This window comes from Mucilaginibacter sp., assembly GCF_036568825.1.
In the GTDB taxonomy this organism is placed as follows: Bacteria; Bacteroidota; Bacteroidia; order Sphingobacteriales; family Sphingobacteriaceae; genus Mucilaginibacter.
This window is the reverse complement of sequence record NZ_DATCRU010000040.1, coordinates 1-25,298: the sequence shown is the minus strand read 5'-3', so window position 1 is coordinate 25,298 and position 25,298 is coordinate 1. Positions and strand designations below refer to the sequence as shown.

At 42.4% G+C, this 25,298-nt stretch carries 28 protein-coding genes and 1 riboswitch; of the genes, 15 read left to right on the top strand and 13 right to left on the bottom strand.

All coding sequences use genetic code 11. The features are described 5' to 3' along the window. The 3 genes from VIM89_RS08310 to VIM89_RS08300 all read left to right on the top strand — a co-directional run bounded on the left by VIM89_RS08310 (position 1) and on the right by VIM89_RS08300 (position 2,090). Positions 1-1,062: a polysaccharide deacetylase family protein gene (locus VIM89_RS08310; RefSeq protein ID WP_488155686.1), complete on the top strand. Its 1,062-nt coding sequence runs from the start codon at positions 1-3 to the stop codon at positions 1,060-1,062. After that, positions 1,059-1,481, top strand: coding sequence for a pyridoxamine 5'-phosphate oxidase family protein (locus VIM89_RS08305; RefSeq protein WP_488155685.1), 423 nt, complete (start codon positions 1,059-1,061; stop codon positions 1,479-1,481). The genes VIM89_RS08310 and VIM89_RS08305 overlap by 4 nt, the downstream gene beginning before the upstream one ends. A gap of 123 nt (positions 1,482-1,604) precedes the next feature. Further along, entirely contained in the window at positions 1,605-2,090 is a 486-nt protein-coding gene (locus VIM89_RS08300) for a hypothetical protein (RefSeq protein WP_488155684.1), read from the top strand. Positions 2,091-2,098: 8 nt separating this feature from the next. On the opposite strand, the gene VIM89_RS08295 is transcribed toward VIM89_RS08300, so the two are convergent. Genes VIM89_RS08295 through VIM89_RS08285 form a run of 3 tightly spaced genes read right to left on the bottom strand, consistent with a single transcriptional unit; the run spans position 2,099 to position 5,699 of the window. Continuing rightward, on the bottom strand, positions 2,099-2,383 hold the full coding sequence (locus tag VIM89_RS08295) for a DUF5076 domain-containing protein (protein ID WP_488155683.1): 285 nt from the start codon (positions 2,381-2,383) through the stop codon (positions 2,099-2,101). Between the two features lie 36 nt (positions 2,384-2,419). Further along, positions 2,420-3,094: an outer membrane lipoprotein periplasmic chaperone LolA1 gene (gene lolA1 / locus VIM89_RS08290; protein ID WP_488155682.1), complete on the bottom strand. Its 675-nt coding sequence runs from the start codon at positions 3,092-3,094 to the stop codon at positions 2,420-2,422. A gap of 58 nt (positions 3,095-3,152) precedes the next feature. Continuing rightward, positions 3,153-5,699, bottom strand: coding sequence for an FtsK/SpoIIIE family DNA translocase (locus VIM89_RS08285; protein ID WP_488155681.1), 2,547 nt, complete (start codon positions 5,697-5,699; stop codon positions 3,153-3,155). A 182-nt stretch (positions 5,700-5,881) separates the two neighbouring features. On the opposite strand from VIM89_RS08285, the gene VIM89_RS08280 reads away from it, so the two are divergent. Both VIM89_RS08280 and VIM89_RS08275 read left to right on the top strand, forming a co-directional pair. Next, complete coding sequence (locus VIM89_RS08280; RefSeq protein ID WP_488155680.1) at positions 5,882-6,529, top strand: ankyrin repeat domain-containing protein; 648 nt, start codon at positions 5,882-5,884, stop codon at positions 6,527-6,529. A gap of 81 nt (positions 6,530-6,610) precedes the next feature. Then, a complete protein-coding gene (locus tag VIM89_RS08275; RefSeq protein ID WP_488155679.1) occupies positions 6,611-7,285 on the top strand; it encodes a C40 family peptidase in 675 nt (224 codons plus the stop codon). A 127-nt stretch (positions 7,286-7,412) separates the two neighbouring features. On the opposite strand, the gene VIM89_RS08270 is transcribed toward VIM89_RS08275, so the two are convergent. After that, complete coding sequence (locus VIM89_RS08270) at positions 7,413-8,981, bottom strand: M20/M25/M40 family metallo-hydrolase (RefSeq protein WP_488155678.1); 1,569 nt, start codon at positions 8,979-8,981, stop codon at positions 7,413-7,415. 98 nt (positions 8,982-9,079) lie between these two features. On the opposite strand from VIM89_RS08270, the gene VIM89_RS08265 reads away from it, so the two are divergent. Together VIM89_RS08265 and VIM89_RS08260 are read left to right on the top strand one after the other, a co-directional pair. After that, complete coding sequence (locus VIM89_RS08265; RefSeq protein WP_488155677.1) at positions 9,080-9,658, top strand: Crp/Fnr family transcriptional regulator; 579 nt, start codon at positions 9,080-9,082, stop codon at positions 9,656-9,658. Between the two features lie 135 nt (positions 9,659-9,793). Then, positions 9,794-10,222: a carboxymuconolactone decarboxylase family protein gene (locus VIM89_RS08260; protein ID WP_488155676.1), complete on the top strand. Its 429-nt coding sequence runs from the start codon at positions 9,794-9,796 to the stop codon at positions 10,220-10,222. A gap of 68 nt (positions 10,223-10,290) precedes the next feature. Here the strand turns inward: VIM89_RS08260 and VIM89_RS08255 are convergent, their stop codons facing one another. From VIM89_RS08255 to VIM89_RS08240, 4 genes are all read right to left on the bottom strand, one after another. Continuing rightward, positions 10,291-10,557, bottom strand: a complete 267-nt coding sequence (locus VIM89_RS08255) for a DUF4342 domain-containing protein (protein ID WP_488155675.1) — start codon at positions 10,555-10,557, stop codon at positions 10,291-10,293. A 103-nt stretch (positions 10,558-10,660) separates the two neighbouring features. Next, positions 10,661-11,053, bottom strand: a complete 393-nt coding sequence (locus tag VIM89_RS08250; RefSeq protein ID WP_488155674.1) for a hypothetical protein — start codon at positions 11,051-11,053, stop codon at positions 10,661-10,663. A gap of 8 nt (positions 11,054-11,061) precedes the next feature. After that, positions 11,062-11,511: a hypothetical protein gene (locus VIM89_RS08245; protein ID WP_488155673.1), complete on the bottom strand. Its 450-nt coding sequence runs from the start codon at positions 11,509-11,511 to the stop codon at positions 11,062-11,064. A 77-nt stretch (positions 11,512-11,588) separates the two neighbouring features. After that, positions 11,589-12,359: a DoxX family protein gene (locus tag VIM89_RS08240; protein ID WP_488155672.1), complete on the bottom strand. Its 771-nt coding sequence runs from the start codon at positions 12,357-12,359 to the stop codon at positions 11,589-11,591. An 85-nt stretch (positions 12,360-12,444) separates the two neighbouring features. Continuing rightward, positions 12,445-12,518: riboswitch (Fluoride riboswitch) on the top strand. A 27-nt stretch (positions 12,519-12,545) separates the two neighbouring features. Between VIM89_RS08240 and VIM89_RS08235 the strand changes: the two genes are divergently transcribed. The 3 genes from VIM89_RS08235 to VIM89_RS08225 all read left to right on the top strand — a co-directional run bounded on the left by VIM89_RS08235 (position 12,546) and on the right by VIM89_RS08225 (position 15,796). Continuing rightward, positions 12,546-13,940 (top strand): voltage-gated chloride channel family protein, encoded by a 1,395-nt coding sequence (locus VIM89_RS08235; RefSeq protein ID WP_488155671.1) that lies wholly within the window; start codon positions 12,546-12,548, stop codon positions 13,938-13,940. 25 nt (positions 13,941-13,965) lie between these two features. Next, positions 13,966-14,340, top strand: a complete 375-nt coding sequence (gene crcB / locus VIM89_RS08230; protein ID WP_488155670.1) for a fluoride efflux transporter CrcB — start codon at positions 13,966-13,968, stop codon at positions 14,338-14,340. A 127-nt stretch (positions 14,341-14,467) separates the two neighbouring features. Then, positions 14,468-15,796: an alpha-amylase family glycosyl hydrolase gene (locus tag VIM89_RS08225; protein ID WP_488155669.1), complete on the top strand. Its 1,329-nt coding sequence runs from the start codon at positions 14,468-14,470 to the stop codon at positions 15,794-15,796. Positions 15,797-15,884: 88 nt separating this feature from the next. On the opposite strand, the gene VIM89_RS08220 is transcribed toward VIM89_RS08225, so the two are convergent. After that, positions 15,885-17,408, bottom strand: coding sequence for a Gfo/Idh/MocA family protein (locus VIM89_RS08220; protein ID WP_488155668.1), 1,524 nt, complete (start codon positions 17,406-17,408; stop codon positions 15,885-15,887). Positions 17,409-17,413: 5 nt separating this feature from the next. Then, complete coding sequence (locus tag VIM89_RS08215; RefSeq protein ID WP_488155667.1) at positions 17,414-18,112, bottom strand: 3-keto-disaccharide hydrolase; 699 nt, start codon at positions 18,110-18,112, stop codon at positions 17,414-17,416. Between the two features lie 451 nt (positions 18,113-18,563). Here VIM89_RS08215 and VIM89_RS08210 point away from each other — a divergent pair, with 451 nt between their 5' ends. After that, the gene (locus VIM89_RS08210) at positions 18,564-18,836 is read left to right on the top strand and encodes a hypothetical protein (RefSeq protein ID WP_488155666.1); all 273 of its coding nucleotides are present in this window, start codon (positions 18,564-18,566) and stop codon (positions 18,834-18,836) included. A 119-nt stretch (positions 18,837-18,955) separates the two neighbouring features. On the opposite strand, the gene VIM89_RS08205 is transcribed toward VIM89_RS08210, so the two are convergent. Beyond that, positions 18,956-19,498, bottom strand: coding sequence for a lipocalin family protein (locus VIM89_RS08205; protein WP_488155665.1), 543 nt, complete (start codon positions 19,496-19,498; stop codon positions 18,956-18,958). 189 nt (positions 19,499-19,687) lie between these two features. On the opposite strand from VIM89_RS08205, the gene VIM89_RS08200 reads away from it, so the two are divergent. Beyond that, on the top strand, positions 19,688-20,149 hold the full coding sequence (locus VIM89_RS08200; RefSeq protein ID WP_488155664.1) for a ferritin-like domain-containing protein: 462 nt from the start codon (positions 19,688-19,690) through the stop codon (positions 20,147-20,149). Between the two features lie 221 nt (positions 20,150-20,370). On the opposite strand, the gene VIM89_RS08195 is transcribed toward VIM89_RS08200, so the two are convergent. Then, complete coding sequence (locus tag VIM89_RS08195) at positions 20,371-22,242, bottom strand: M1 family metallopeptidase (protein ID WP_488155663.1); 1,872 nt, start codon at positions 22,240-22,242, stop codon at positions 20,371-20,373. Between the two features lie 256 nt (positions 22,243-22,498). Here VIM89_RS08195 and VIM89_RS08190 point away from each other — a divergent pair, with 256 nt between their 5' ends. Then, on the top strand, positions 22,499-22,876 hold the full coding sequence (locus VIM89_RS08190) for a YciI family protein (protein ID WP_488155662.1): 378 nt from the start codon (positions 22,499-22,501) through the stop codon (positions 22,874-22,876). 326 nt (positions 22,877-23,202) lie between these two features. Further along, complete coding sequence (locus tag VIM89_RS08185; RefSeq protein ID WP_488155661.1) at positions 23,203-23,688, top strand: hypothetical protein; 486 nt, start codon at positions 23,203-23,205, stop codon at positions 23,686-23,688. A gap of 71 nt (positions 23,689-23,759) precedes the next feature. Here VIM89_RS08185 and VIM89_RS08180 read toward each other — a convergent pair whose 3' ends face one another. Then, complete coding sequence (locus VIM89_RS08180; protein ID WP_488155660.1) at positions 23,760-24,746, bottom strand: GlxA family transcriptional regulator; 987 nt, start codon at positions 24,744-24,746, stop codon at positions 23,760-23,762. Between the two features lie 272 nt (positions 24,747-25,018). On the opposite strand from VIM89_RS08180, the gene VIM89_RS08175 reads away from it, so the two are divergent. Continuing rightward, positions 25,019-25,298: VOC family protein (locus VIM89_RS08175; RefSeq protein WP_488155719.1), on the top strand; the 280-nt coding region annotated here is incomplete at its 3' end.

Sequence of the window (25,298 nt, the reverse complement as noted above, 5' to 3'; positions counted from 1 at the left end):
ATGAAAAGAATCTTTTTCACTGCATTACTTGCAGGCTTTGCCATTTATTCTTTTGCTCAAACTAAAACCTATGCTGAAAAACTGGGCTGGCCCAAAGGCGCCAAAGTATTGATACTGCATGTGGACGATGCAGGTATGTCGCATGATTCAGATGAAGGTGTTGAAAAAGCAACCGGGCAGGGCGTAGCTACTTCAACCAGTGTAATGATGCCTTGCCCGTGGGTACCGGAGATCGTGAAATATATTAAGGAGCATCCTGACCTGGACGCAGGTTTGCATTTGACTTTAACATCGGAATGGAATGTTTACAGATGGGGACCGCTGTCTGACAGGAGCAAAGTACCAGGATTGATAGATAAACAAGGCTATTTTTACCCGGCTGTAGGCGCGGTTTATTTTAGCGCAAAGCCGGATGAAATAGATATGGAGATACGTGCACAATTGGATAGAGCTTTGGCTATGGGTTTTAAGCCAACACATCTTGATTCGCATATGGGGACACTGTTTGCCAAGCCAGCTTTTCTGGAGAAATATTTACAGTTGGGTATAGAGAAGCAAATACCGGTGATGTTCCCCGGAGGCGATGATCTTTTCTACCGTGCTGAAGCAAAGGCGGCGATTATTGCCGGTATGAAAAAGGCAGGAACTTATACCGAAGGTATGACAATCCCTGATCCTGCTGAGTTAGGCAAAGCCAAAGATATAGGTGCGATGCTTTGGAAAAACGGTTTGCCTGTGTTGGACGATCTGCACAACTCCAGCTATGACTGGCAGATGCCCGATATTGAGCATAAAACCGATGCAGAGATACAAAAATGGTACACCGATCATTATATTGAAAGTATCGGCAGATTGAGTCCCGGCCTGACAATGGTGATCATGCATTGTACCGATCCGACAACGGCATTTCAATATATCTGTAATGAAGGCCAAAAACGCAAAGGCGACCTGATGGCAATGCTTGATCCGCGTCTGAAAGAGTTTTTAATAAAGAATGGCTATATCCTCACAACCTGGAGAGAGGTAATGGAAAGACGGAAAAAGGTGGGTAATGCAGAATGATTACGAAGGAGCTTATATATCAATTTATTGCAAAGCAAAAGCTTGGTGTAGTATCTACTGTTAACCCGGATAACAAACCTGAGGCGGCAGTAGTTGGTATTGCAGTTTCAGAAAACAATGAGATTATTTTTGATACGGTGAAGGCATCAAGAAAGTATCAAAATATATTGCTTAACCGTGATGTAGCCCTTGTTATTGGCTGGGATGAGGAAATTACTATTCAATATGAAGGTATAGCAGAGGTTTTGGATAATGATGCTGAAGCTGATAGATTAAGAGAAACTTATTATAGGGTTTATCCTGATGGCAGAGAGCGAGCGGCAACATGGGATGGTCTGATTCACATAAAGGTGATTCCTAAATGGATACGCTATAGTAATTTTAATGAGCCTATGATGATTGAAGAAGTAACTTTTTAAAGTAGCTCAAAATTTATCTTCCGTTGTAGCGTTTTATATGCAGGTGTCGTATTAACTTTTGTGAGGTTAATTAATTATCTTGTGCACCAGAATAAACCAATTAAAGTATCTTAAATTTTAATTATGAAGATTATTTACAAAATATCATTTATTGCTGCAATTAGCGGGGTGTTGTTTTCGTGCAGCAAAACCAAAGTTACGCCTAATACAATTACCAGGGTAGATACCAGCAAAACTAAAATAAGCGATTTACGACTGGTTGGTAATTGGTCAATTGTAACAGATACCATCTCCATCGGAAACAATAATGTTATGTTTCATGGCACTGCTGGTGATTACTATAAATTTACCGAATATGGTAACCTGTATATTTCAGAAACCTACGGAAACCTTGTAGATACAGCTATCTATGCTATTTCATCAGTTAGTAACCAGGTGGGCTGGGTTAATCTTTACACCAGGATAAATGGAGTTGCTACTAATATTGAATCAACTACACCCGCATACACCATATTGACTTCGGATACTGCAAACCTGGTACTAATGCAGAATGCACAGACAAGCCAGGGTGTGCGTTACGAAAAGATTACTTTTAAGAAGATGAAATGAGTTATGGTTTAGCCTATACTGCCAGTAGGGTTGCCGGATTCTTTTATTATTTCAGCGTTAAAACCGTCGAGAACATCCTTAAGTGTTTCTACCTCCGGTAAGTTTAACCGCTGAGCATATAATTTAGATGCATGAAGAGCTAACTCTGCTAATAAGAAACCGAAGTCTTTGGCATCACCATTTAGTCCTGAATGAATTGTGACGTGCTGTTCTTTGAAAGCAGCCCAAACTCTGAGGATTTCAAAAGCCTCTTTGTCCTCGATAGCGGCAGGAGGGATTTGTAGTTCTTTCATTTTATGTCTCAAATCTCATATCTATTATCTCAAATCTCATCTCAGATCCACTAATTCCGCTCCGGGATAATTCTTTTTATCATAGGTGAAGGTGCTTTCGGGCACCTTTACATTTGGTGTAAAAGTGCGGATCACATAATTGTAGCGGCTGCCATTCTTATCAAATATCATTGCGCTGGATATTTGTTTCTTCACTTTATCTATCGACAGGCGTATTTTAAAGAAAGGCTTCTTTTCATCCTCCGGCGTCAGGTCGATCACCTGGCATAGCTTGCCATCAACCTTTGCATCACCGTTGTAAATGTATTTATAGCCTTTTTCGTAAATGGTGAATATTTGTGCCGGATTTAAACTTTCGCTGCTGTTGTCAACGTCAGTCAATTCTACTTCTTTGTTCTTTTTTACATAGGTCCACTGGCTTTTGCCATCGCTGATGATCTCTTCATCTACAGCTGACTTATCCTCAGGATTGAAAATGGTTACCTTGTATTTATTGGCTTTTGATTTAGATATCATAGTACCCATCTGGCTGTCCTTTGTACCCGCCTGCTGATTCTCATAAGTAAAGGTGAAATCCGTTTTTATCACATCATATGAGCGGTATTTTTTGCTCACCTGGTTTAATATCTTACGGGCATCGGCATCTTTTTGGGCGAATGTATAATTAAAGGTTAGTCCGGTTAGCAGCAGGTATAACAGTATTTTTTTCATAGATATTTTATCCTTATTCCATGCAATTAAGATGGTGGAATAAGCAACAGGTTTAATATTAAATAGTTTTTGATAAAGTTTCCAAATGTCTTTCAAGGCTATATTCATCGCTGAAAAGCACATCACGGGCCTTGCTCCCTTCAAACGGGCCTACAATTCCTGCGGCCTCTAGCTGATCGATAATGCGTCCAGCGCGGTTATAACCAAGCTTTAGTTTACGTTGGATCAATGAAGTAGAACCTTGCTGATGCATCACGATCAGGCGCGCTGCTTCTTCAAACATTGGGTCACGGTCGTCAGGGTCAAATTCTTTAGCACTGCTGCCGCTTTCACCTTCGCCAAAGTATTCAGGCAGGAGCAAGGCAGTTGGATAGCCTTTTTGGTTGCCGATATAATCGGATATCTTTTCTACTTCCGGTGTGTCCACAAAAGCGCATTGCAGGCGTATCAAATCACTGCCGGTTGAAAGAAGCATATCCCCGCGACCGATCAGCTGATCTGCACCACCTGCATCCAGGATAGTACGTGAGTCGATCTTAGATAATACACGGAAAGCCAATCGTGATGGGAAGTTAGCTTTGATAGTACCCGTAATAATATTCACCGAAGGCCTTTGTGTAGCGATCACCAAATGGATACCTACCGCACGGGCCAGCTGTGCCAAACGGGCAATCGGCATTTCTACTTCTTTGCCTGCGGTCATCATCAGGTCGGCAAACTCATCGACTACCAGCACGATGAATGGCAGGTAACGGTGTTTCTCCGGGTCGCTTATTTTACGGTTAATGAACTTCTGGTTGTATTCTTTCAGGTTACGCACTCCGGCATCTTTTAGCAGGTCGTAACGCTGGTCCATCTCGATACAAAGTGAGTTGAGGGTGTTTACCACTTTCTTCGTGTCGGTAATGATCGCATCCGATTCATCAGGTAGCTTTGCCAGGAAGTGTCTTTCTATTTTTCGGAACAACGTCAACTCCACCTTTTTCGGATCGACCAAAACAAATTTTAATTCCGCCGGGTGACGTTTATAAAGCAATGAAACTAAAATAGCATTGATACCCACTGATTTACCCTGACCTGTAGCACCTGCAACCAGCAAGTGCGGCATCTTAGCAAGGTCAGCGATAAATACTTCGTTGGAGATAGTTTTACCAAGAGCAATCGGCAAATCCATCGTTGTATTCTGGAACTTTTCGGTGGATAATATAGACCGCATCGAAACCATTTCAGGGTTCTGATTCGGTACCTCGATACCGATAGTACCCTTACCCGGCATTGGTGCTATAATACGGATACCCAATGCAGCTAAGCTCAAAGCGATATCATCCTCCAGGTTCTTGATCTTGGAGATACGCACACCCGGCGCAGGGATAATCTCATACAAAGTAACTGTCGGGCCAATGGTCGCTTTTATCTTGTCGATCTCGATATTGTAATGGTTCAGCGTCTCTACGATCTTGTTCTTATTGGCTTCCAATTCTTCTGAGTTAACGGTGATTTTGTTTGAACCGTAATTTTCAAGCAGATCGAGCGTAGGTAGTTTGTAAGATGCCAATTCCAGTTTATGATCGTAAACGCCGAACTGGGCTACCAGGTCTTTTGCTTTATCATCGTCAGCCTGCTCAATGTTCAATACATTGGTCGGGCGGGTTGTATCGATGGTTAATGGTATCTCATCCTCAAACTCCGGCTCGTGACTAGCCGATGGTTCAGGTTTCAATACCATTGGCTCGTGAAATACCGGGGTTTCTAAGACTGGTTCATTAACTTTTTTCTCATTGTCTTTTACACGGTTGCCATTTTTGGGCCATTCAACAGGGCGGGATAGGTAATCTTCTTCACGTTCGTATGCTTCAGGCACTACTTCATCGACCACATCCGGGTTAAGTTCTTTCCTTTTGCGTGACGGGATCTTAAAATCAATGTTATAGGCGATGATCAATACGGTTAAACCGGCAAATATCAATAAGCCCGCTGTACCGACTTCACCTATTTGGGCCCTGAGAAAAATATTGTTCCAATGACCAAACCCGCCTTCAAGAAATTCATAATCAGTCGTATCGTTTACAAACGAATGAAAAAAACCGATAGCGACTGAAAAAAAAACGATACAGAAAAGGCAATAAGCCAGCGTTCTTCTTAAAGGATATAACCTGACCTTAAATAGTAAACGATACCCGATGATAAAGAATAAGAATACAAAAATAAATGAAGCTACGCCAAACCATTCGTATATGAACTGATTGGAAAGTAATGCGCCAAATTTACCAAGCCAGTTTTGTACAGGTGTTTTGTCAGGGTTGTCTGCTATCTCTTTAACAGTTTTACCTATTGATAAATTATACCAGCCGCCATTTGTTGTAGATAAATAGCTTTGATCCTCCTTCCAGGTGAACAGGTAGGAAGTAAAAGCGATCAGGAAAAACACCGAAAGTATAAGAAGAAACAGGCCTGCTATTTTTGCATAGCGGCCATCATTCAGCTTAAAAGGAGGGGTTCTTTCCTGCTTTTGTTTGGCTGATTTTTCACTCTTTTGCGAAGACCGGTCCGATTTATTATCGTCCCGTGTGGTATTTGTTTTAAACTGGTTCCCTTTAGTCGGCATCCTTACATTGCACGTTAAAACGCAAAGGTAAAGTTAATAGATTTAACCAATATCAGATATGGTTTTTAAATTTTATCGCCGCTTTAACGGTCTTTTATGGCACATTGATACTAAAAGTTGTTAACTTTTATCAAGTTATTAACAACGGTTGCTTTTGCTTAGATTTTTAGTAATATTGAGACATGAGCATTGAGAAACTGGAGGAATACATTGCAGCAGGCGACCTTGCAGGCGTTAATGACATATTGACGCAAGACCCCTCGCTGGCGACAAAAAACACTTCAGCCAATGTTTCTCCCCTCATGCTTTCCTGCTATTATAAAAAACCTGCCGTGACCGAATTGCTGCTTAGGCATGTCAGCGAAATCAATCTTTTCGAGGCATCAGCAGCAGGTAAGTTTGATGTGGTTGCTCACATACTTTATACTCATCCCGATGCAGTAAACGACTATGCTCCTGATGGTTTTACGCCACTTGGCTTAGCCTGTTACTTCGGCCAGTTTGAAGTTGCACGGTACCTGGTACTTAAAGGCGCTGATGTGAACCTACCGTCTAATAACGGCTTTCAAGTTTGCCCAATACATTCAGCCGCAGCAGGAGACTATACCGATATTGCGCGTATGCTGGTTGAAAACGGTGCAAAGATAAATGTAAAGCAACAAGCAGGCGCTACGCCATTACACTCAGCCGCACAAAACGGCAATCTTGAACTATTGATCTTATTCCTCGAAAATGGCGCCGAAACCCAGGTGCGTATGACAGGCGGCAAGCTCCCCGCTGATCTGGCACGAGAGAAAGGCTTTGCTGAGATATCAGAGATTTTGAGCTAAGACCACCTTTATTTTCTGTCATCCTATTGTCATCGCAAAATTTACTAATATTGCGTACTTTTATTAGTAATTAAAGTCACAATGACCGGCGAGGATATTGTTAGTTTAGGCGATAAGCATGTAGGCGAGCCTTATGTTTTGGGTGCTTTGGTACCCAAAAATGATGCTGATTATAAAGGCCCCTGGGATAATGCTGATTTTGTGTCGTGGGTTTATTACCAGGCTACAGGTATCTTGTATGGCTGTGATGCGGTGGATGAGCACTGTGATTTCTGGGATCGCGATGCCAACAAAAAAGGCCAGATCATTACGATAGACGAAGCAAAATCAACCCCGGGAGCGGTCATATTGCGTTTTGCAGGAAATGGTACGGTAGGACATATTGTTATTTCTGATGGCAATGGAGGTACCGTCGAGGCGCACGGGCGTGAGGATGGCATCATCAATTCAGTAGTAGATGGCCGTCGCTGGGACATGGGTATACTCGTACCGGGTGTAACGTATAATGCGAATCCGATATCACCGTACAGGCCACCATCTGTTACCATCTACAGGCTAACCAGCCCGAACATGGTATCCACAGAAATAGGGAAAATACAGGCCGAATTAATGCGCCGTGGGTTTGATACCGGCGGAGTCGACAATGTTTTTGGCGAGATGACTTATAATGCGGTGAAGCTTTTCCAAAATTCGGTAGGATTAAATCCAGATGGCGAGGTGAGTGCTTTTACAGCGGCAGTGCTGGATGCACAGTAATGTCTGAATCAGAATAGATTAAAAAGGGGGGCATGCTGAGGCACTCGAAGCATGGTGGGCAAGGCCTTTACGCGCCGCACTTCGAGTGCCTCAGTGTGACACCCCTTTATCTTATTTATTACTCCTTTTAATTATCCAATCCCCCTTTTCTTATCGGCTTCACCGGATCGGGCCATTTTGTTGGCTCGCCTGTTTTGGCATTCGGTGGCAATACACTTTTCTCGCGTGAGGTTGTAGTTGGATCTTCGCTTGCCTCGTAAGCCATAATAGCAGCCAGGATAGCATTATTACGCAGGTCGTCAAATACAATCTTATCATAAGTATCGCGATTGGTGTGCCAGGTGTAAATGCCGTACGACCAGCTAGTTGAGCTTAGTGAAAATGCCGGAGCTCCTGCTGCTACAAATGAAGCAAAGTCAGACCCGCCACGACCGGGAGCGCCTGGGAAATTGGTTTTGATCTGGTCTTTAATATCAGCCGGTACTTTTGATAACCAGCGGGTGAGGTACTCATAAGAATTCAGGAAACCTTGTCCTGATAGGTCAACCACACGGCCCGTACCATTATCCTGGTTAAATACTGCCTGTATACTCTTTACGATTTCCGGGTGATCTTCCACAAATGCCCTTGAACCATTCAACCCTTCTTCTTCGCTTCCCCAATGACCTACAATGATGGTCCGTTTTGGATGAGGATAAACCTTTTTCAGGATGCGCATTGCTTCCATCATGGTTAAAGTGCCGGTGCCGTTATCGGTTGCTCCGGTACCGCCGTCCCAACTGTCAAAGTGGGCTGATAGGATCACATATTCATCAGGTTTCTCAGTGCCCTTTATTTCTGCAATAGTATTGAAAGTTGGTACTACACCCAGCTCCTTTGATTCGGTATGAACACTGATCTTTGGTTTATCACCTGATTCCGTCAGACGATACAGCATGCCGTAATCCTCTAAAGCGATATCGATGGTGGGCACCTTTTTGGTGTACGCACCGAATATTTTATCTACCCCAAAACCATTCGACCAGTTACAAGTAACAATGCCCACCGCTCCGGCATTTTCTAAAGCTACAGGCAGGGTTTTGTTAGTGTACCCTGTTTTTTTCAGCCGCTCGCGCCAGGCAGCTACCTGTGCTTCGCGGTCTTTTTTCATTTTCTCAAATGACTCTTTTGTAGCAAACTCCTGCCAGTTATAATCCGGGCGACCGGTAGGCTGATTCATGCTGATCATTACAAACTTGCCTTTCACATTGGGCAGCCAGGCTTTGAATGCATTGGAATCAGCCAGATCAGGAATGATGATCAATTCTGCTGTTTCGGTTTTTTTACCCATGCCCGGGCTCCATGCTAACTGAGTACCTTCCAGGCTTTTTACACGCGGATAAACCATGTCGATATGGGATATGCCGCGTTCCCAGCCGCGCCATTCGCCCCACTTTTCGTTATGTGCCGGTATGCCCCAACCGGTGTATTTGGCTACTGCCCAGTCGTGCGCTTTCATCATTTGAGGTGTGCCCACCAGTCGCGGACCGATGCCATCAAACAGCTCATGCGCCAACTGTTGTAATTGTGAATTGTCATTTTCTTCCTTCACTATCTGGTCGACCACCGATGATGAAGTTTGTGCAAACAGGCTGGAGCTGCAAAGGGTAACAGCTAAAGCACAGCCTATGGTAAGGTGTTTTGTAAAAATGTTCATATGCCAAATTATAAAATATCTGCTGCGATTTATGAGTCGTATTATTTTTGTTACAGTGGGCTTACTCAATAGCCTTATATTTGAACAACGCCACTAAAATGAAAGACAACCTGATCACCCATATCAATAAATTCATTAAACTTGATGAGCATGAAGCAGCGCTTGTTTGCGAGAGCATAGGCCAGGTCGGGGTGAAGAAAAAGAAGTTCATTTTAAAGGCCGACGAGATATGCAAGGCTAATTACTTTGTGAGCAAAGGCTGTATGCGCCTGTATTTTATCAACCGAAACGGGCAGGAACAGATCACTCAATTTGGATTAGAAAACTGGTGGATAACCGATTACAGCAGTCTCGAAACAGGTCAACCGTCCATCTATTATATCCAGGCGATAGAGGACTCTGAACTCATCAGTCTGAGCAAAAAAACGATGGAAGAGCTGTTGCTGAAAGTCCCCAATTTAGAGCGTTATTTCAGGATCATCTTTCAAAAAGTACATACTGCCTCCATGCGCCGTTTTGAATACCAGCGTGACCAAACCGATGAAGAACGATATCGTCATTTCGTTTCTCTGTTCCCGGAATTTGTTCAGCGCATTCCCCAATATATGCTGGCATCCTACCTGGGATTTACGCCTCAGTTTTTGAGTAAGATTAGAGGGAAGAGGATTAAATCCTAATCTCTAAATCCTAATCTCTAAATCCTAATCTCTAATCACTAATCAACTAATCTCTAACCCCCATTTCTTAATCACGATTAACTTTTTTCCGCTGTCGCCAGGGGAACTTTGTGTCATAATCAAATCGAAAACATCATGAGCAAAAAATTCAGCATTGAGCCAACAACATACCAGGCTATGGAGGCTCTGGAAAACGTTCTGCATAACAGTGGTTTGGATGAAAAACATTATCTGTTGATCAAGATACGTGCATCACAAATAAACGGCTGTGCTTATTGTATAAACATGCACACCAAAGATGCCCGCGAATTAGGCGAAACTGAACAACGTATTTATGCGCTGAATGCCTGGAGAGAAACCCCGTTCTTCTCACCCGAAGAAAGAGCTATACTGGCAATTACCGAAAATATTACCAACATCCAGCAAGGTATGAACGAAAAGACTCTTGAAGAGGCAGAAAAAGTACTGGACAGGCATACGATCTCAAAAGTGATCATGGCTGCTGTTGGTATTAACGCATGGAACAGGATCGGGATCGGTATGGGGATGCAGCCTTCTTTGTAATTGGAAGTGAGAAGTAAGATAAGACTTACGAAGTTTTTAAAACTTCGTAAGTCTGTTTAGCTAAGTAATTATTCTTTTTCTTCTTTTACAGGCTCTGCGGTTTCTTCGCGCTCAACCGTTATGGTGCATTCAGTTACCAGAGCGGCAATAGCGCCAATGGCTGCCAGCATAGGCAATAACAGTGCGCCTACAACGCCTACAGTTAATGGGAAACTGGCCAGTTCCTTGCCCGATTTATCGGTAATGGTGATCTTTCTTACATTACCTTCTTCTATCAGCTCTTTCACCTTTTGCAAAAGGTTGATGCCGTGTATGGAGAATGATTCTTTTGTCATGATGCGTTTTTATGATGAGACTAAATGAATAGCGTTTTGTTACTGTATACTCATAGATAACCTCCGAACGGTCATCGAGAAGAGAAGAAGTATAACAGAATGATTAGTCTTTATGCAGATCAATCACCCTGTAAAGTATATTTTCAACGGTCAGCGTCCCATGCATCGTATTGCCTTTTAAAACAAAATGCCACAGCCCTTTGCCTTTTGGGCTGGTCGTAACGCCGTCCAAAGTTTCATTGTTTTTATCATAAATGAACATTGTTTCGCCCATTTCCACCTCTTTGCCGTTTGCTATTTTGTTCATCTGGAAACGGTACGTATTACCTTCGGCCTTTACTGCATGGTATATCGCTGTTTCATCATGGCAGGGCGAATCTTTTACCTGGCATATGGATGTTCCCTGCCATGTGCCGGTAATATTGTCCTGTTGAACTTTATAACTGACCAGCAATAAATTCAGCAGAAAAACCACTATAAAACAATATGTTTTCATTATCAACCCTATTGTGAGGATTGTGAGTTTAGTTTATCAATCTTCCCCTGCGTTTTCTGTATGTCTTTTGTCAGGCTTTTGATCTTCTTTTTGTCCTTATCAAATTGCTTTTTGGCGTCATTCGCATCATCTGTCGCATCTGATGCCTTTTTTGCCTGTTTTTCGGCTTTTTTGGCTGCACTTACATCGCCGCCAACGGCGTCCTTTGCGTAGTCTTTACTTTTTTTTTGTTCATCGAGTGACCTAGACAACAGGTCCTGGTATTTTGCAGAGTCAGTCGGTAACTGATTTTGGATTTTAGTTAACTGGGTCTTCAGGTCTGTCATTTTTGAATTAAGGTCATTCAGTTTTTTACTTACTCCGGCTGAATCTGATTTTATTGATGTGTGATGACCTGTTGAGGCATTGGAGTACAGCGCATAGCTAATGATTGCTAAAATTAGAATGATCTTTTTCATGATAATTGGATTTAGATGAACGGCTTAAAATCACAGGGAAGTCTACTACTAACTTACAAGAAAAAATCGGCAATAAGCTAGCCTTTAACTTTTTTTCTTCCGATTAAAAATGCGATCCCGCTAAACGAAAGCGCCTCGAAAACGCTGGTGAGCTCGTTGCCATTCAAGCTATGTGGGTCAGCCACTGCACGAGGTATGTGTAAGATGATGAACCAGATAAATATCATTATACCTAATAAATTAGCAGCAAGATGCCTTTGTATGTTGATGATAATGGCCAAACCACCGGCCATTAAAGCTACGCCAGCAAAATAGGTCCAGAATAAATGAAATGGTATCCAGTTAGGAATCAGTGTTACCACGAAATCTTTATAAAGAAAATGCGTGTAACCAAACACCACCATGGTAATAGCGAAAAAGTATTTTCCTGCAGGAATCAGTTTTTCTAAAAAGTTCTCAAGTGATGACACTTTGTTCTCTCTCATTAAAGAACCTGCGGCTAAAAACGCACCGCCGCTTAGGGTTAACTCTTTTAATGGGTTTACCCAAAAGGCGAGTACCATGGGCGTATGCTGCCCAGGAACTTGAAATAGAATCACCAAAAGCAGCAACACACTTCCAATGATAAGCGATATAGGGCGGGCTTTGATCTCAAGTATGATGCAGATGCAGGCAATTGCCAGCGGGAGGCTAAATATCCAATCCCATATCAAACGGTTTGTCAGCCATTCAGGAAAACCTGCCGGCAGCATCACCAATACAAAATCTTTGTTAATAATTTCCTGGATAGCAATAGCAAATAGTCCGACGGCAAAGAACAGGCGCCATACCCTGGTGGTGTTTTCCATAAAAGGTTAATTGGTTCTTAAAGATAGGTTGAATAAGTTGCCTTTTTAATGGATTTTGAAAAAAAGTGGGCTTTGCGTATTATTGCATCATTAAGGTGATGGTGTTCCACCTATTTGAACCGTCCTGCTGAATGCGGGTCTGATGGCGCCTACGAAATAAGTTTTTTATATTTTTATTTCATAGGCATGAAACGACTACGCTATTTATTTAAATCTCCCTACTTTTTAATATTCAATCATCTCATCCGCTGGACTTTACTGACCATTCCTGTAGCTATTGCAATTGGTTCTGTTGTAGCTTTATTTTTATGGCTGCTTAGCTGGGCTATACATTTCCGGTTTGCGCATACCTGGCTCTTGTACCTGCTGCCTGTTGCCGGTATTGTTATCCATTTTGTATATAAACGGTACGGAAAATCGTCTGAAAAAGGCAACAACCTGATCATGGACGAGATACATGAGCCTGGCGGAGGCGTTCCTAAACGAATGGCACCATTAGTGTTAGGCGCCACAGTATTTACTCACCTATTTGGTGGCTCGGCAGGGCGCGAAGGTACGGCAGTGCAAATAGGGGGGAGCATTGCCGATTTTTTTGGACGATTGTTTGGCTTGAATGAGCAGGACTCGCGCACCGTTTTAATGGCAGGTGTAGCGGCAGGTTTTGGAGCAGTATTCGGTACGCCACTGGCGGGAACGATATTCGCTATTGAGGTATTAGCTGTAGGCAGGCTGCAATACGACGCCATTATCCCTTGCCTGATCGCTAGTATTTTTGCCGATCAAACCGTGGCGATGATTGGCATTCATCATACTGCTTACCATATCGATCCGTTTGTTAGTCAGCATAATTTTGGATTGAGCTTTATCCATTTTGATTACTTGTTGCTGGCAAAAATCATCTTGTCATCCGTATTGTTTGGGTTGACAAGTTACCTGTTTGCCGAAATGGCTCATGGGGTTAAGAATGTATCACAACGACTTATAAAAACTAAATGGCTCATCCCCGTTGTCGGTGGATCGATCATCATTGGCCTGACGCTGCTTTTAGGCCGGCAGGATTACCTGAGTTTGGGTGTTGATGCGCAATTTGCTGACTCAGTGACTATTCCGTCTGCCTTTCACCAGGGAGGCGCTGATACCTGGAGCTGGCTATGGAAAACTATTTATACCACTATTACGCTTGGTACAGGTTTTAAAGGCGGCGAGGTAACTCCGTTGTTTTATATTGGCGCTACGTTGGGTAATACTTTGTCGCAATTACTTAATGCCCCGGTTGGGCTATTTGCTGCACTGGGTTTTATCGCTGTGTTTGCCGGTGCTACCAATACCCCGTTAGCCTGTACCTTTATGGGAATCGAACTATTTGGCGGAGAATATGCTCTGTATTTTGCAATAGCCTGCTTTACAGCTTATTTCTTTAGCGGGCATTCAGGTATTTACAGCTCACAGCGTATTGCCATACCCAAAATATTCGACCCGCATTATAGCAAGGAGACTTCGATAGGGCAATCTATACAACGGCGCAGGAAATTCCTTAGTCACAGTTTATCGCGGTATAAGGATAAGTTAAATAAAAGGTAGATCAACGGATATAAAACTTCGGTTTATGAAAAATATGTTCCTGGTATTTGTTGGCGGCGGTTTGGGCAGTATGATGCGTTATGCGCTGAGTCATGTTATCAATAAATCAACCACTTCACCGTTTCCTTTTGGAACGTTTGTGGTGAACGTTATCGGCTGCTTTTTAATCGGCTTTATTATATTTTATTCTGCACGATTCGGCGACCGAGCAGAACAATGGCGCTTCTTTCTGGCTACCGGACTTTGTGGTGGCTTCACCACATTTTCCGCCTTCTCATTAGAAAATATCTCACTCCTCACCGAGCAGCGCATACTCGTATTTTTAACTTATATCATTGGCAGCATAGCAACCGGAATAATAGCTACCTACGGAGGTTTATTACTCGCAAAAAATATTTAATTTCCGGATCATATCTATTTGATTATCAATACATATTTAGTTTTAAATAAATAATTTTATTGAAAGCTAAAATATTTGGTTTCCATATATTTATATTTACGGGTAATAACCAACAACTCTCTGATTAATGAAAAAAATCTTTGTGTTTTTGCTCGCATTATTGTGGGCATCTTCCTCCGTTTTTTCCCAAACTATTGATGGTCACCCGGCTTGGGCAATGCAGGGTAATATTTATGAAGTGAATGTTCGCCAATACACCAAACAGGGGACATTTAAGGCATTTGCAAAAAATCTTGACCGCCTGAACGAAATGGGCGTCCAAACCCTATGGTTTATGCCGATAACACCGATAAGCAAGGTGGACAGAAAGGGTTCCCTGGGCAGCTATTACGCTGTATCAAATTATACTGCTGTTAATCCTGAATTTGGTTCATTAAAGGATTTTAAAAAGTTAGTTGCCGAAGCGCATAAACTGGGTATGAAAGTCATCATCGACTGGGTGCCCAACCATACCGGCGCTGATAACGTTTGGATAAAACGTCACCCCGATTTTTATGTAAAAGATAAAACAGGCAAGCCTGCGGTAGCATTCGACTGGGCCGATACCCGTCAGCTGAATTACAAAAATGTAGCCATGCAGGACAGCATGATCAACGCGATGAAATACTGGGTAAGGGCTACAGATATCGACGGCTTCCGCTGTGATGTGGCATGGAATGTTCCGTATACTTTCTGGAAAAAATGTATATCTCAGTTAAACTCGATGAAAGAATTGTTCTGGCTGGCTGAAGGTGATAAAACTTACTTGCACCCGGGCGGTTTTGATGCTACTTATCCGTGGGACATGTTCCACGCAATGATAGGCGTGGCAAAAGGCGCGCGTCCGGCAACAGCATTGGATTCAATCAAAGCCAAATACGATAAGATCTATCCGCGTAATGCGCTGGAGTTATACTTTACCAGCAACCATGATGAGAACAGCTGGAATAAGGCTGATTATGGTACGTTCCCCGGCGCATCGCACGCTCCGTTTGCTGTGTTTACCCAAACTATGCCGCATAGCATTCCATTGATCTATAGCGGACAGGAAGAGCCTGTATTGCGTGCCATCAAGTTCTTTGATAAGGACAACATGAAGATGGGTAAATATGACCGCGAGAAGTTCTATAAAACGCTGCTGTTCCTTCGCAAACAAACGCCAGCTTTATCTGCCGACGCTTCTTTCCGCAAGGTAAATGTTGGCGATAATAAAGCGGTATATGCTTATGTAAGAGAAAAAGATGGCAAAAAGATATTTGTGATCCTTAACTTATCCAATAAAGAGCAAAATATTACTGTTGAGGACGAAAGCCTGATAGGCAAACCCTTAAATGTTTTCAGACACCAGGAAGAGCCGGTAACCGGCAAACCATGGAAAATGGATCCATGGGGGTATGTGGTATTTAGGTATAATTGATATTGTCTGAATCAGAATTTACAGAATTCAAGAATGATCAGAATTCTGAAAATTTACTAATTCTGTAAATTCTGATTCAGACAGACTTCTACAACTTCATCTCACCCCATCCTTTGCGGTATTCTCTGCGGATGAACTGATTTGCAGGCTCATAGTTGGTCACTTTCATATTCGCGCCATCCCATAGCAATGCACGGTAACGGCCGCTGAATTTCATGCCTTCCATTTGTCCGTAAACAGGGTCGCTGCGTTTGATCCTCTCCTGGATGTCGAAGGTTCTCAATAGCAGGTTGCCCATGAGTACGGTTTCGGTTAATGGTCCGGCGTAGCCAACAAATGGCGAGTCGACTTCCATTTTGCCTTTGCCAGCGATGCTGGCGTCTATCCATTGCCACCAATGCCCGTCCATATCACCTTCTACACGTGGGTATTTCTTTGGAACGTTCACATCCGTGTTAAGCGATAACGGCAACAATCTTGGGTGACTACCGCCCCAACCACAACTTACTTTGCCTTTGGTGCCTATGAATAATGTGCATCCCTCAAAGTCATTTTCGCTTGGGATATCGCCTAAAGCTTCGTTCTGATTTACATCAGGATCAAGCTCATTCAGGCGCTCAGGAGTGATTCCTCCGTCCATCCAGTACAGATCAAGCGGTTTACCATTTTGCTGGGTGAATTTAAATTTGATGGAACTGCTTACCGGGCCGCTTTTCGGATATATGCCTTCTTTGAAAATACCGCTGTAGGTAGTGCTTGCACTGCCTGATACCTCAGTAGGGTACCCTAAGCCTAACAGTTTGAAAGGAGGGCCCATAATGTGGCAGCCCATATCGCCTAATGCCCCTGTGCCAAATTCCCACCAGCCACGCCAGTTAAAGGGTACCAGGTTCTCGATATAATTGGTTTCCTGAGCTGTTCCTAACCATAAATCCCAGTTTAATTCTTTCGGGATAGGCGGTTTTGACGTTGGCCAGTTAATACCTTGCGGCCATACAGGGCGGTCGGTCCAGCAATAAACTTTTTCAATATCGCCAACCAATCCAGCTTCAAACCACTCGCGCATGGTACGCATACCTTCGCAGGATGCGCCCTGGTCGCCCATTTGGGTAACGACATTATATTTTTTAGCAGCCTCTGTTAATACACGGGCCTCGTAAATGTCATGTGTTAATGGTTTTTGCAGGTACAGGTGCTTGTTCAATTGCATAGCACTCAAACCTACAATAGCGTGATTATGATCGGGTATAGCTACAGTAACGGCGTCAAAGTTCTTATGTTCTTTGTCAAACATTTCACGCCAGTCGTGATAGAAGCCTGCCTTAGGGAATTCTTTGCGCCGTGGGGCAGCGCCACGATCATCCACATCGCATAAAAACGCTATTACGCCATTCTTTTTTGGAGAAGTGGCATGGTGTTTAATGTCATTTTCCGCTTCGCCGCTGCAACCCACTGCGGCAATGTAAAGCTTATCGCTTGGCGCTACATGGCCCGGCCCGCCTAAAACATAGCGTGGCACAATGTAAAAGCCTGCTGTAGCTACTGCTGCTTTCTTAATAAAATCTTTCCGGCTGATGGTTTTATCGGTTGTTTGTTTTTCCTCAGTTTTCATGGCCATTATTTCTTTTTAAGCGGTTTTATAGCAACTTCCTTAAAATATACAATGTCATCATCGCCATGATTTTGCAAACCAAACCAACCAGCATTCGGCCTTAAACCACGATAAGGTTCAAAATCAAATTTGCGTGCAGGTGTTGGCTGGCCCTCTGTATAGTCGGTTACTTTTTCGCCGTTTACATACACGATGGTTCGGGGACCGTCAAGTGTGATTTCCATCGTGTTCCACTCAGGGCCTGGTTTGCCTGGTTTAGCCAAAGGCTTGGTTAGTGAGTACAGAGTACCTGTAACGTGGTATTCATCCTCGTTTGAGGTCTCAGGGTGATTGTCTATCTGCACCTCGTAGCCATAAAATACAGGCATCCACGGTTCGCGCGGCTCTATAGGTATTCGTATAAATACACCGGAATTACTATTACTCTTTTGCATCTGGTATACCACCTTGATGGTGCAATTGCTTAACTTGCCACCTTTCCAGTACAGCAGACCCATACCGCCATGACTGCGTATAGTGCCGTCCTCTACATAATGGGTGCCGGGGCCAACCTGTTGGAAGTTATTGATATCCTTGCCGTTAAAAAGCTGGGTCCAGCCTTTGTCAACCACCTGGGCCGATGCATGGTTTAAGCCTGAAAGGAGCATCAGTCCAAGACCCATGCCTAAGCCTTTCAACATTGATTTTTTGATCGTGCTATTCATTTTGAGTGAGAAAAATTTAAAGTACACCGCAAGGCGAGTGCCCGCAGTGATGTTGGTTTATATACAAAGCAAATTACCTATTTTCTGAAATATTAATACTGGCAAATACTCATCAGATTGTCTGCTATTTTATCCGGGTGGATAGCTTAAAGCGAAAAGCAGAAAGGCCAAAGCCATATCGAAAGTGCTTTTTCTCTAATGTATTAATAGGCAAAATGTTAATAAATACGCAACTTAATTAACAGTGTATCAACAAAATAAGTTTAGGTAATAATTGTAATGTATTGATAGTCAATTAATTAATTTAATGAAAATAATTTGCTTTATTCAATGTGGAATATTAAATTTGATTTACGCGAAATCAACAGAAGTTATTAACATTTGTTATTTAGCTAACTCAAAGGACATCTACCTGTCATAATTTATTTAAAACCAATTATTTAACCTTGTGATGGAAGAGTTAGAAAATTATCTGATACTGAATAACTGGCTGCGTAATAATGATAATTCCTACTGGTTAACGCTGGGCAATTATTATTTTATCGAGGTGGTGCTGCATAAGGACAGATTTACCGCAGTGCGTAATGTTTACGATCCACATTACTGCCGGATATCCAATAGTGAAGAGTGGCAACCGTCGATGATGCATAAAGCGCTCATCAGGTTTATAGAGAACTATAACCGGTTGTATGCTGAAAAGCCTAAGCAGAAGAGATTTGCATAATGGCTTACGGAGTGATGCATTATATTCTTCAAACAAGATTACTAAGCTTATCCGGCGTGGAATATCCCTCGCTACGCAATTGGGATGACAAATAGTTTAAGACCTTTCTGGTTTCATCTTTAACCTTTCAGCTCAAGGGCTTCTCCCTGTACCGTCTTTACCAGCTTACGAATATCAAATCCTCTGCTTGCAGCAACCAGCACCAGGTGATTGTAGGTCATGCTGTCCATTAAAGGCTTACGGTTCAGTATCCATAAATATTTACGGTTGGGGTGGCCTACTACGGCGTAGCTGTAATCGGGAGCGAGGGCTATTATCCAATATTTACCGCTGAACGGCCATTGAAACTGCACTTCGAGTTTAGCATTGCTTTCCTTGTCATCAACAGAGGCTATGCCTTCGGTTGTTTTAGGCTGACCGTCTTTGGTACAGCTGTTTAAAACACTTATCTTTCCATCATCACGTAGACTATATTCGGCGGTGACATCGGTGCATCCATTCTCAAAGCTCTGAGGAAATTTGGCTATCTCGTACCATTTGCCAAGATATTTTTCCAGCTCGACATGACCGACGGTTTTCAGGGGTTTATTTCTTGTGGCTAAAGCATAGGCGGCTATACCTATTCCGGCCAATGCGGTACCTGCTATGATCTCTTTTTTCATTCCTCAATAACAAGTTGGTTATATAAAAGTTCGGTATTTGCCCTTGTAACTGCAAACAAAAGGTTAAATCGTTGATAGTTATTTCGTTTGAGTTTAAAAATATTATGTTGTTGAAAATTAATTTTTAATTACTATAAACAATCACCCTAAGCATGGGTTGATTACTAATACAGCAAAACCTATAAAGACATGGAAAATACTTCAAAAACGATCGAGATATTAGGCGACCTGATACTGATCAATAATGACCGTATAGAGGGCTACGAAAGAGCGCTGAAAGAGATTGAAAACGACCCGGCAAATGCCGACCTTATACCTATGTTTTTACGATTTATAGACGATAGCCGCAGATATAAAGTAGAACTGGGCACTGAGATTGCCGCGCTGGGCAGCGAGATCAACACTGGTACAACTATTCCCGGCAAATTACACCGCGCCTGGTTGTCGATAAAGGAAGCGTTTACCGGGCACGACCGTCATAGTATTTTGGAAGAATGCGAATTTGGCGAAGACGCAATCAAAAAAACTTACCAGGAAGCACTGAACGAAGAGGTACTGGCTGCCTACATCCGCGAAATGCTGATGGAGCAGGAAGAAGAACTGATAGAAGCCCATGATGAAATAAAAGAACTTCGCGACAGCGTTTCTTAAATCAAACAACAATCAACTTACACTAATTGGGAAGCCGCTTCAATAACTCATGAGGCGGCTTTTTTGTGGAAATCTGACACCTTCAGTGGTAGCGCCGGGTGGTATTCAGAGCTGGGCGATAGCTTTGAAGAGGTAAATAGTGTCTGAATCAGAATTTACAGAATTTTAAAATTTGCTGAATTCTGTAAATTCTTTATTCTGTAAATTCTGATTCAGACAACTCACTTCCCTTCCCACACATTATTCTCCTTATTTGTATCAGGATCATAAGTAGTACCCAGCTCCATTTTACTGATGCGCTTATGCGATAGGTGGTTAATGGTAAAAGTTTTATTGCCACCTTTCCATGCATTAATGCTTTCGTGCACCAGTTGCGTAGTGCCGTCGTCGTAATAGATGGTCAGATCAATCGGAATAGGTTTTCCGCCCACATTGGTGATAATTACCGTGTAAGTACCTCGTTGCAACGTGACTTTTGATATGGCCAGATCAGGTGCACCATGATCAAAGAACCAGCTTTTCCAAAACCAGTTCAGATTTTGCCCTGATCCAACATTAATACAGTTAAAGAAATCGTAAGGCATGGGATGTTTACCGTGCCATTGCTGAATGTAGTAGTGCAGGGCTTTGGTAAATAGCTCATCACCAAGTAAATCGCGAACATAATAATAGCCCAGGCCGGGTTTGCCGTAGGAATCTGGTTCAAATGATGATGTGCCTAGTTGGTTGGTCAGCGTAATGATAGGCTGATCGCCTTCTTTCCCACCAATATTTTCATATTGAGGAACTCCGAAGTTATCTGTGATCGTAGGATCAATCAGCGGACTGATCATCCATTCGCCAATAGTGGCCCAGCCTTCGTCCATCCAGCCATACTTGGTTTCATTAACACCCATATAGAACGGGAACATGGTATGAAATATCTCATGATCAGTTAGTGTGATGGCATCAAATACTTTTTCTTCCGGGTTGTCATTCACCATCATTGGGTATTCCATTTGGTCCAGACCGTCAAAAACCGTTTCGTGAGGGTAGGGGTATGGCCATTTTGGGAAAATATAGCTCATGCTTTCTACCGTTTTACGAGCATAATCAATTACTGCAAAGTAATCTTTATGGTTCTCATTAAACACAGCATCTACACGTGAGCGTCGGTTGGTTTTTGGATCGACAACCAGGCTGGACGATTTCCATAGGTAATGATCGCTGATAGCAAAAGCCAGGTCAGTAACACTATCCGCCTCAAATTGCCAGGTATTGGTTGGGTTATGTGGTGAAATGTTGCCGTTTTTCAAATCGTCTTCGGTAATAATATCGGTCACCTTATCGCTTTGTTCGGCATCCTGTATTCTTTTTATGTACCGATCGGTATAAACCTGACTTGCATTGGTCAGATTGCCCGTTGCCCACACTTGGTAATTTCCCGGTACAGTTATCGCCGCTTTGAAATTGCAGAAATCATTATAGAACTCTTCGGTACCGCGATAGGGATTTGTATTCCAGCCATCTATATCATCATAAACTGCAATACGCGGGAAGAAATAGGCAATAAAAAACGTTCCTGTATCCACCTGACCGGTACGGATGTGCGAGGTTCTGTTCAGCGTGTATGAGTAATATATCTTAAGATGGATCTTTTGCTTCGGCAACGTAACTTGGTTAGGTATGATCATGTTGGTGCCGTTTATGATCATTTTGCTGGTATCATAAGACGTTTGGTTGATCTCGATCTTTTCTATCGTGACCCCATCAGTAATATCCTCAGGTTTGATGGGCATAGCCCGGATGTTGCCTTTTTGATACAGGTTTGGATAAAGCTTAAACCATATCTGTTTTAAAGTATCGGGGCTATTGTTGGTATAATCAATCTCATCAACACCCGTCAAAACACGCGTGTTAGGAGTGAAGTTGATTGTAAGGTTATAGTCAGCGCGATTTTGCCAGTAATTTTTACCGGGAGCGCCGTTTATGGTGCGGGTTCCTTTGTTATAAGTCGCCTGTATATTGGTTGGCACAGGCAGCGTAGTTTGTGAGAATGCTGCTGTCGCACAAAATATTATAATAATGAATGAAATCTTTTTAAGTAAACGCATTAAACAAGAATAGGAAAAATTGGTGAATGTTTGAGCTTTTTAGATTGGAACGAATCAAAGAGCGGACGGTGTCATGTTGAGGTCCTCGAAACATGGTGCGATAGCCTTCGCACCGCACTTCGACTGGCTCAGTGTGACCCGCCTATATCCACAACGCCTGTTCAAAAATCCAATAGGTTTTCTAAAAAATTTAAACGAATTTTAATTTGTTATCTAAGCCCTCTTTATTCATCAATTTTATTAAAGAATTAAAGTTATGAAAGAGTTTATGCTGCTGATACATAATGATGCTGATAGTAAACTGGCCTTTACACCAGATCGGGAAAAAGAATTTCTCAATGCCTGCAAAGTTTATATTGAAACTTTGAAGAAAAATGATCACCTGATCAGTGCACAGCCCTTGGTGCGCGAAGGCATTATGTTGTCGAGGCATGACGGCAACTGGGAGAAAGCGCCCTATCGTGAAAATAAAGAGGTAATAGTTGGCTATTACCACATCATGGCCAACGATCTGGACCAGGCAATTGCGATAGCTAAGGATAACCCTGAATTTGAATATACCCGCATGGCACGAATTGAGGTAAGGCCGATAAAAATGAAGGAAGAGGCTACCGCGTACGTTTATCCTAAATAATGACTCTTATTGTTAGGCAAACGTATTTAGATTAAAGGCTAAAGGTAAAAGGTTCGGCATCCTTCCCCAAAGGTTATATTTCATTTTTCAGTAGCTGTTAAAGTATACTCCCGCTAAACTCAGTTGTTTACGGCAGCAACTCCTATAAACTTTCCTCTCCAATATTTTTTCCACTCAGGCAACCCGCCAGATTTTTACTACGTAACTACAGAAACGCATTTTTTTTACGTAAGCCTTTCACTGCCAATACCTAAGTCTTTTGTTTTTATTGTTTTTTCAGATCCTATATATCAATACGTGACCCCAGTTATGAAAATCTTTAAAACATGAAAACTATATTTAATCTGGCATTGGTAGGCATCATTCTGCTTGCCGGCTGCAACAAATCAGGAGTTGCCCCAACTGCAACAAATTCTAAGGCAAACATGAACCTGAACACAACAACCGCACTGAGTTCAACAAATGGTTCGGCCGGAATAATAAATATTTATTACGACGCGCAGTTATTTATGATGAACTTAAAACCTTTTACAGATCAGCCAGCATCGAGCTTGTTGGCGCATAATAAATCAATAAATATTCTTTATGAATCAGATGGGTTTGTTACAGTAACTAATGCCATTCAGGGCGATGGGTATAATGTTTTATGGCAGGAAGTAGACATTGTATTTAACGGTACAAACACACCCCACCAGTTCTTCCGCGACGATGACATTGTAGCTGCAGCATCTGGAACTAATCCCGAAATCACCCTGGTGCCAACCAATGAAATATATCGCTGTGCTATTCTTCAGCACACAAAACCTCAATGAGTTTTATTTTAGGTAATAGGTAGATTTATTTAAGCCCTTTCCTATTGGAGAGGGCCTTTTTATATACTCAGTCAGACCGCAACAGCCATTTCACGGTTGTATTTATTGCGATATTCTAACGGAGAAAGCCCGGTTATCTTTTTAAATATGTTGCGGAAAGCTTTATGATCGGAATAGCCAACGGAATACATCACCTCGTTCACATTTTCACGACCGGATTCAAGACTTTTCTTAGCGGCCTCTATTTTTACCCGCTGCAGGTATTCAACAGGCGTATTGGAAGTTGCCTTTTTAAAGCGGCGCTCAAAATTTCGCCTGCTGATGGAAAACATCTCAGATAACTGGTCGACGGATATTTTGGTGCCCACATTACGTTCAATATAAATCTGTGCTTTTTTGATCGGCTCGTCCTGATGTTCCTTTTGACCACTGAAAATTACAAACGGTGATTGGCTTTCACGGTCGATCTCTATCTCCATCACTTTAGAAACATGTACAGCAACATCGCGCCCGCAATATTTCTCAACCAGGTAAACAACCAGGTTAAGGAACGAATAAGCGCCGCCGCTTGAATAGATGCCTAGTTCATCAATAATTAGTTTCTCAGGCATTAGTTTGATATTCGGGAATGCTTGTCTGAAGATATCCGCAGCCATCCAGTGTGTGGTGCAGGTTTTGCCTTTAAGCAGGTTGGTAGATGCCAGCAGGAAAGCCCCCGTACACAAACTGGCAACTTCAGCGCCATGTTTATATTGTTCCACTATCCATGGCACAAAGTCGATATTCCGTTCTATACCTTCCATTGGGTTGCCGTAAAAGGCCGGAATCATGATCAGATCGGTTTTTTTGATTTCACTTACCAGTGAATCTGGTCGGACAGCAAATAGGCCGCCATACAGATCGGTTTCTTTACTCAAACCAACCAGGTGAATATCAAAAGCAGGCTTTTTGCCCTTCATCTCCATAAAGCTGTTTACAAAGGAGAATACTTTATAGGTGCCTATCACACTGCTGAGTATAATGGGTCCCTGTGGTATAATAATGGATACGTGTTTCATAATGCTGGTTTGAATAATTGATTAAACAAAGTTATGTCAGCAGATTGGCGCAATCAACCCCTAATGTTGTCGTATTTACCCACCATCCGCTTTGCAAAATCAGGGTAGGTTTGTTGTAGAAAATGCATTTCCAGTACTTTATACAGATTAAATATTGACTTAATAAGTGCTTTATAATTTTAACCAGATTCACCAACAAAACTTAAAAAACTAAAATCATTATGGACGCTTCAGCAAACATTCTTAACTAGTTTGAGGTATCGGTTAGCGATATCGCAAGAGCTAAAAAATTTTATGAAACCATCTTTTCAATCACCATGGAAGAGATGGAAATGGGAGGTATGAAAATGGCTATGTTCCCATACGATCCTATGAGTGGCAAATTATCCGGCGGGTTAGCTCAAAGCGATATGCATGTACCAAGCGCCAGTGGTGTAAAGATCTATTTTAATGGCGGTCCTGACCTGGATCAGGCTTTATCAAAAGTAGAAGCTGCAGGCGGCCAGGTAACCATGCCAAAAACCAAAATCAGCGATGAGATAGGATATATGG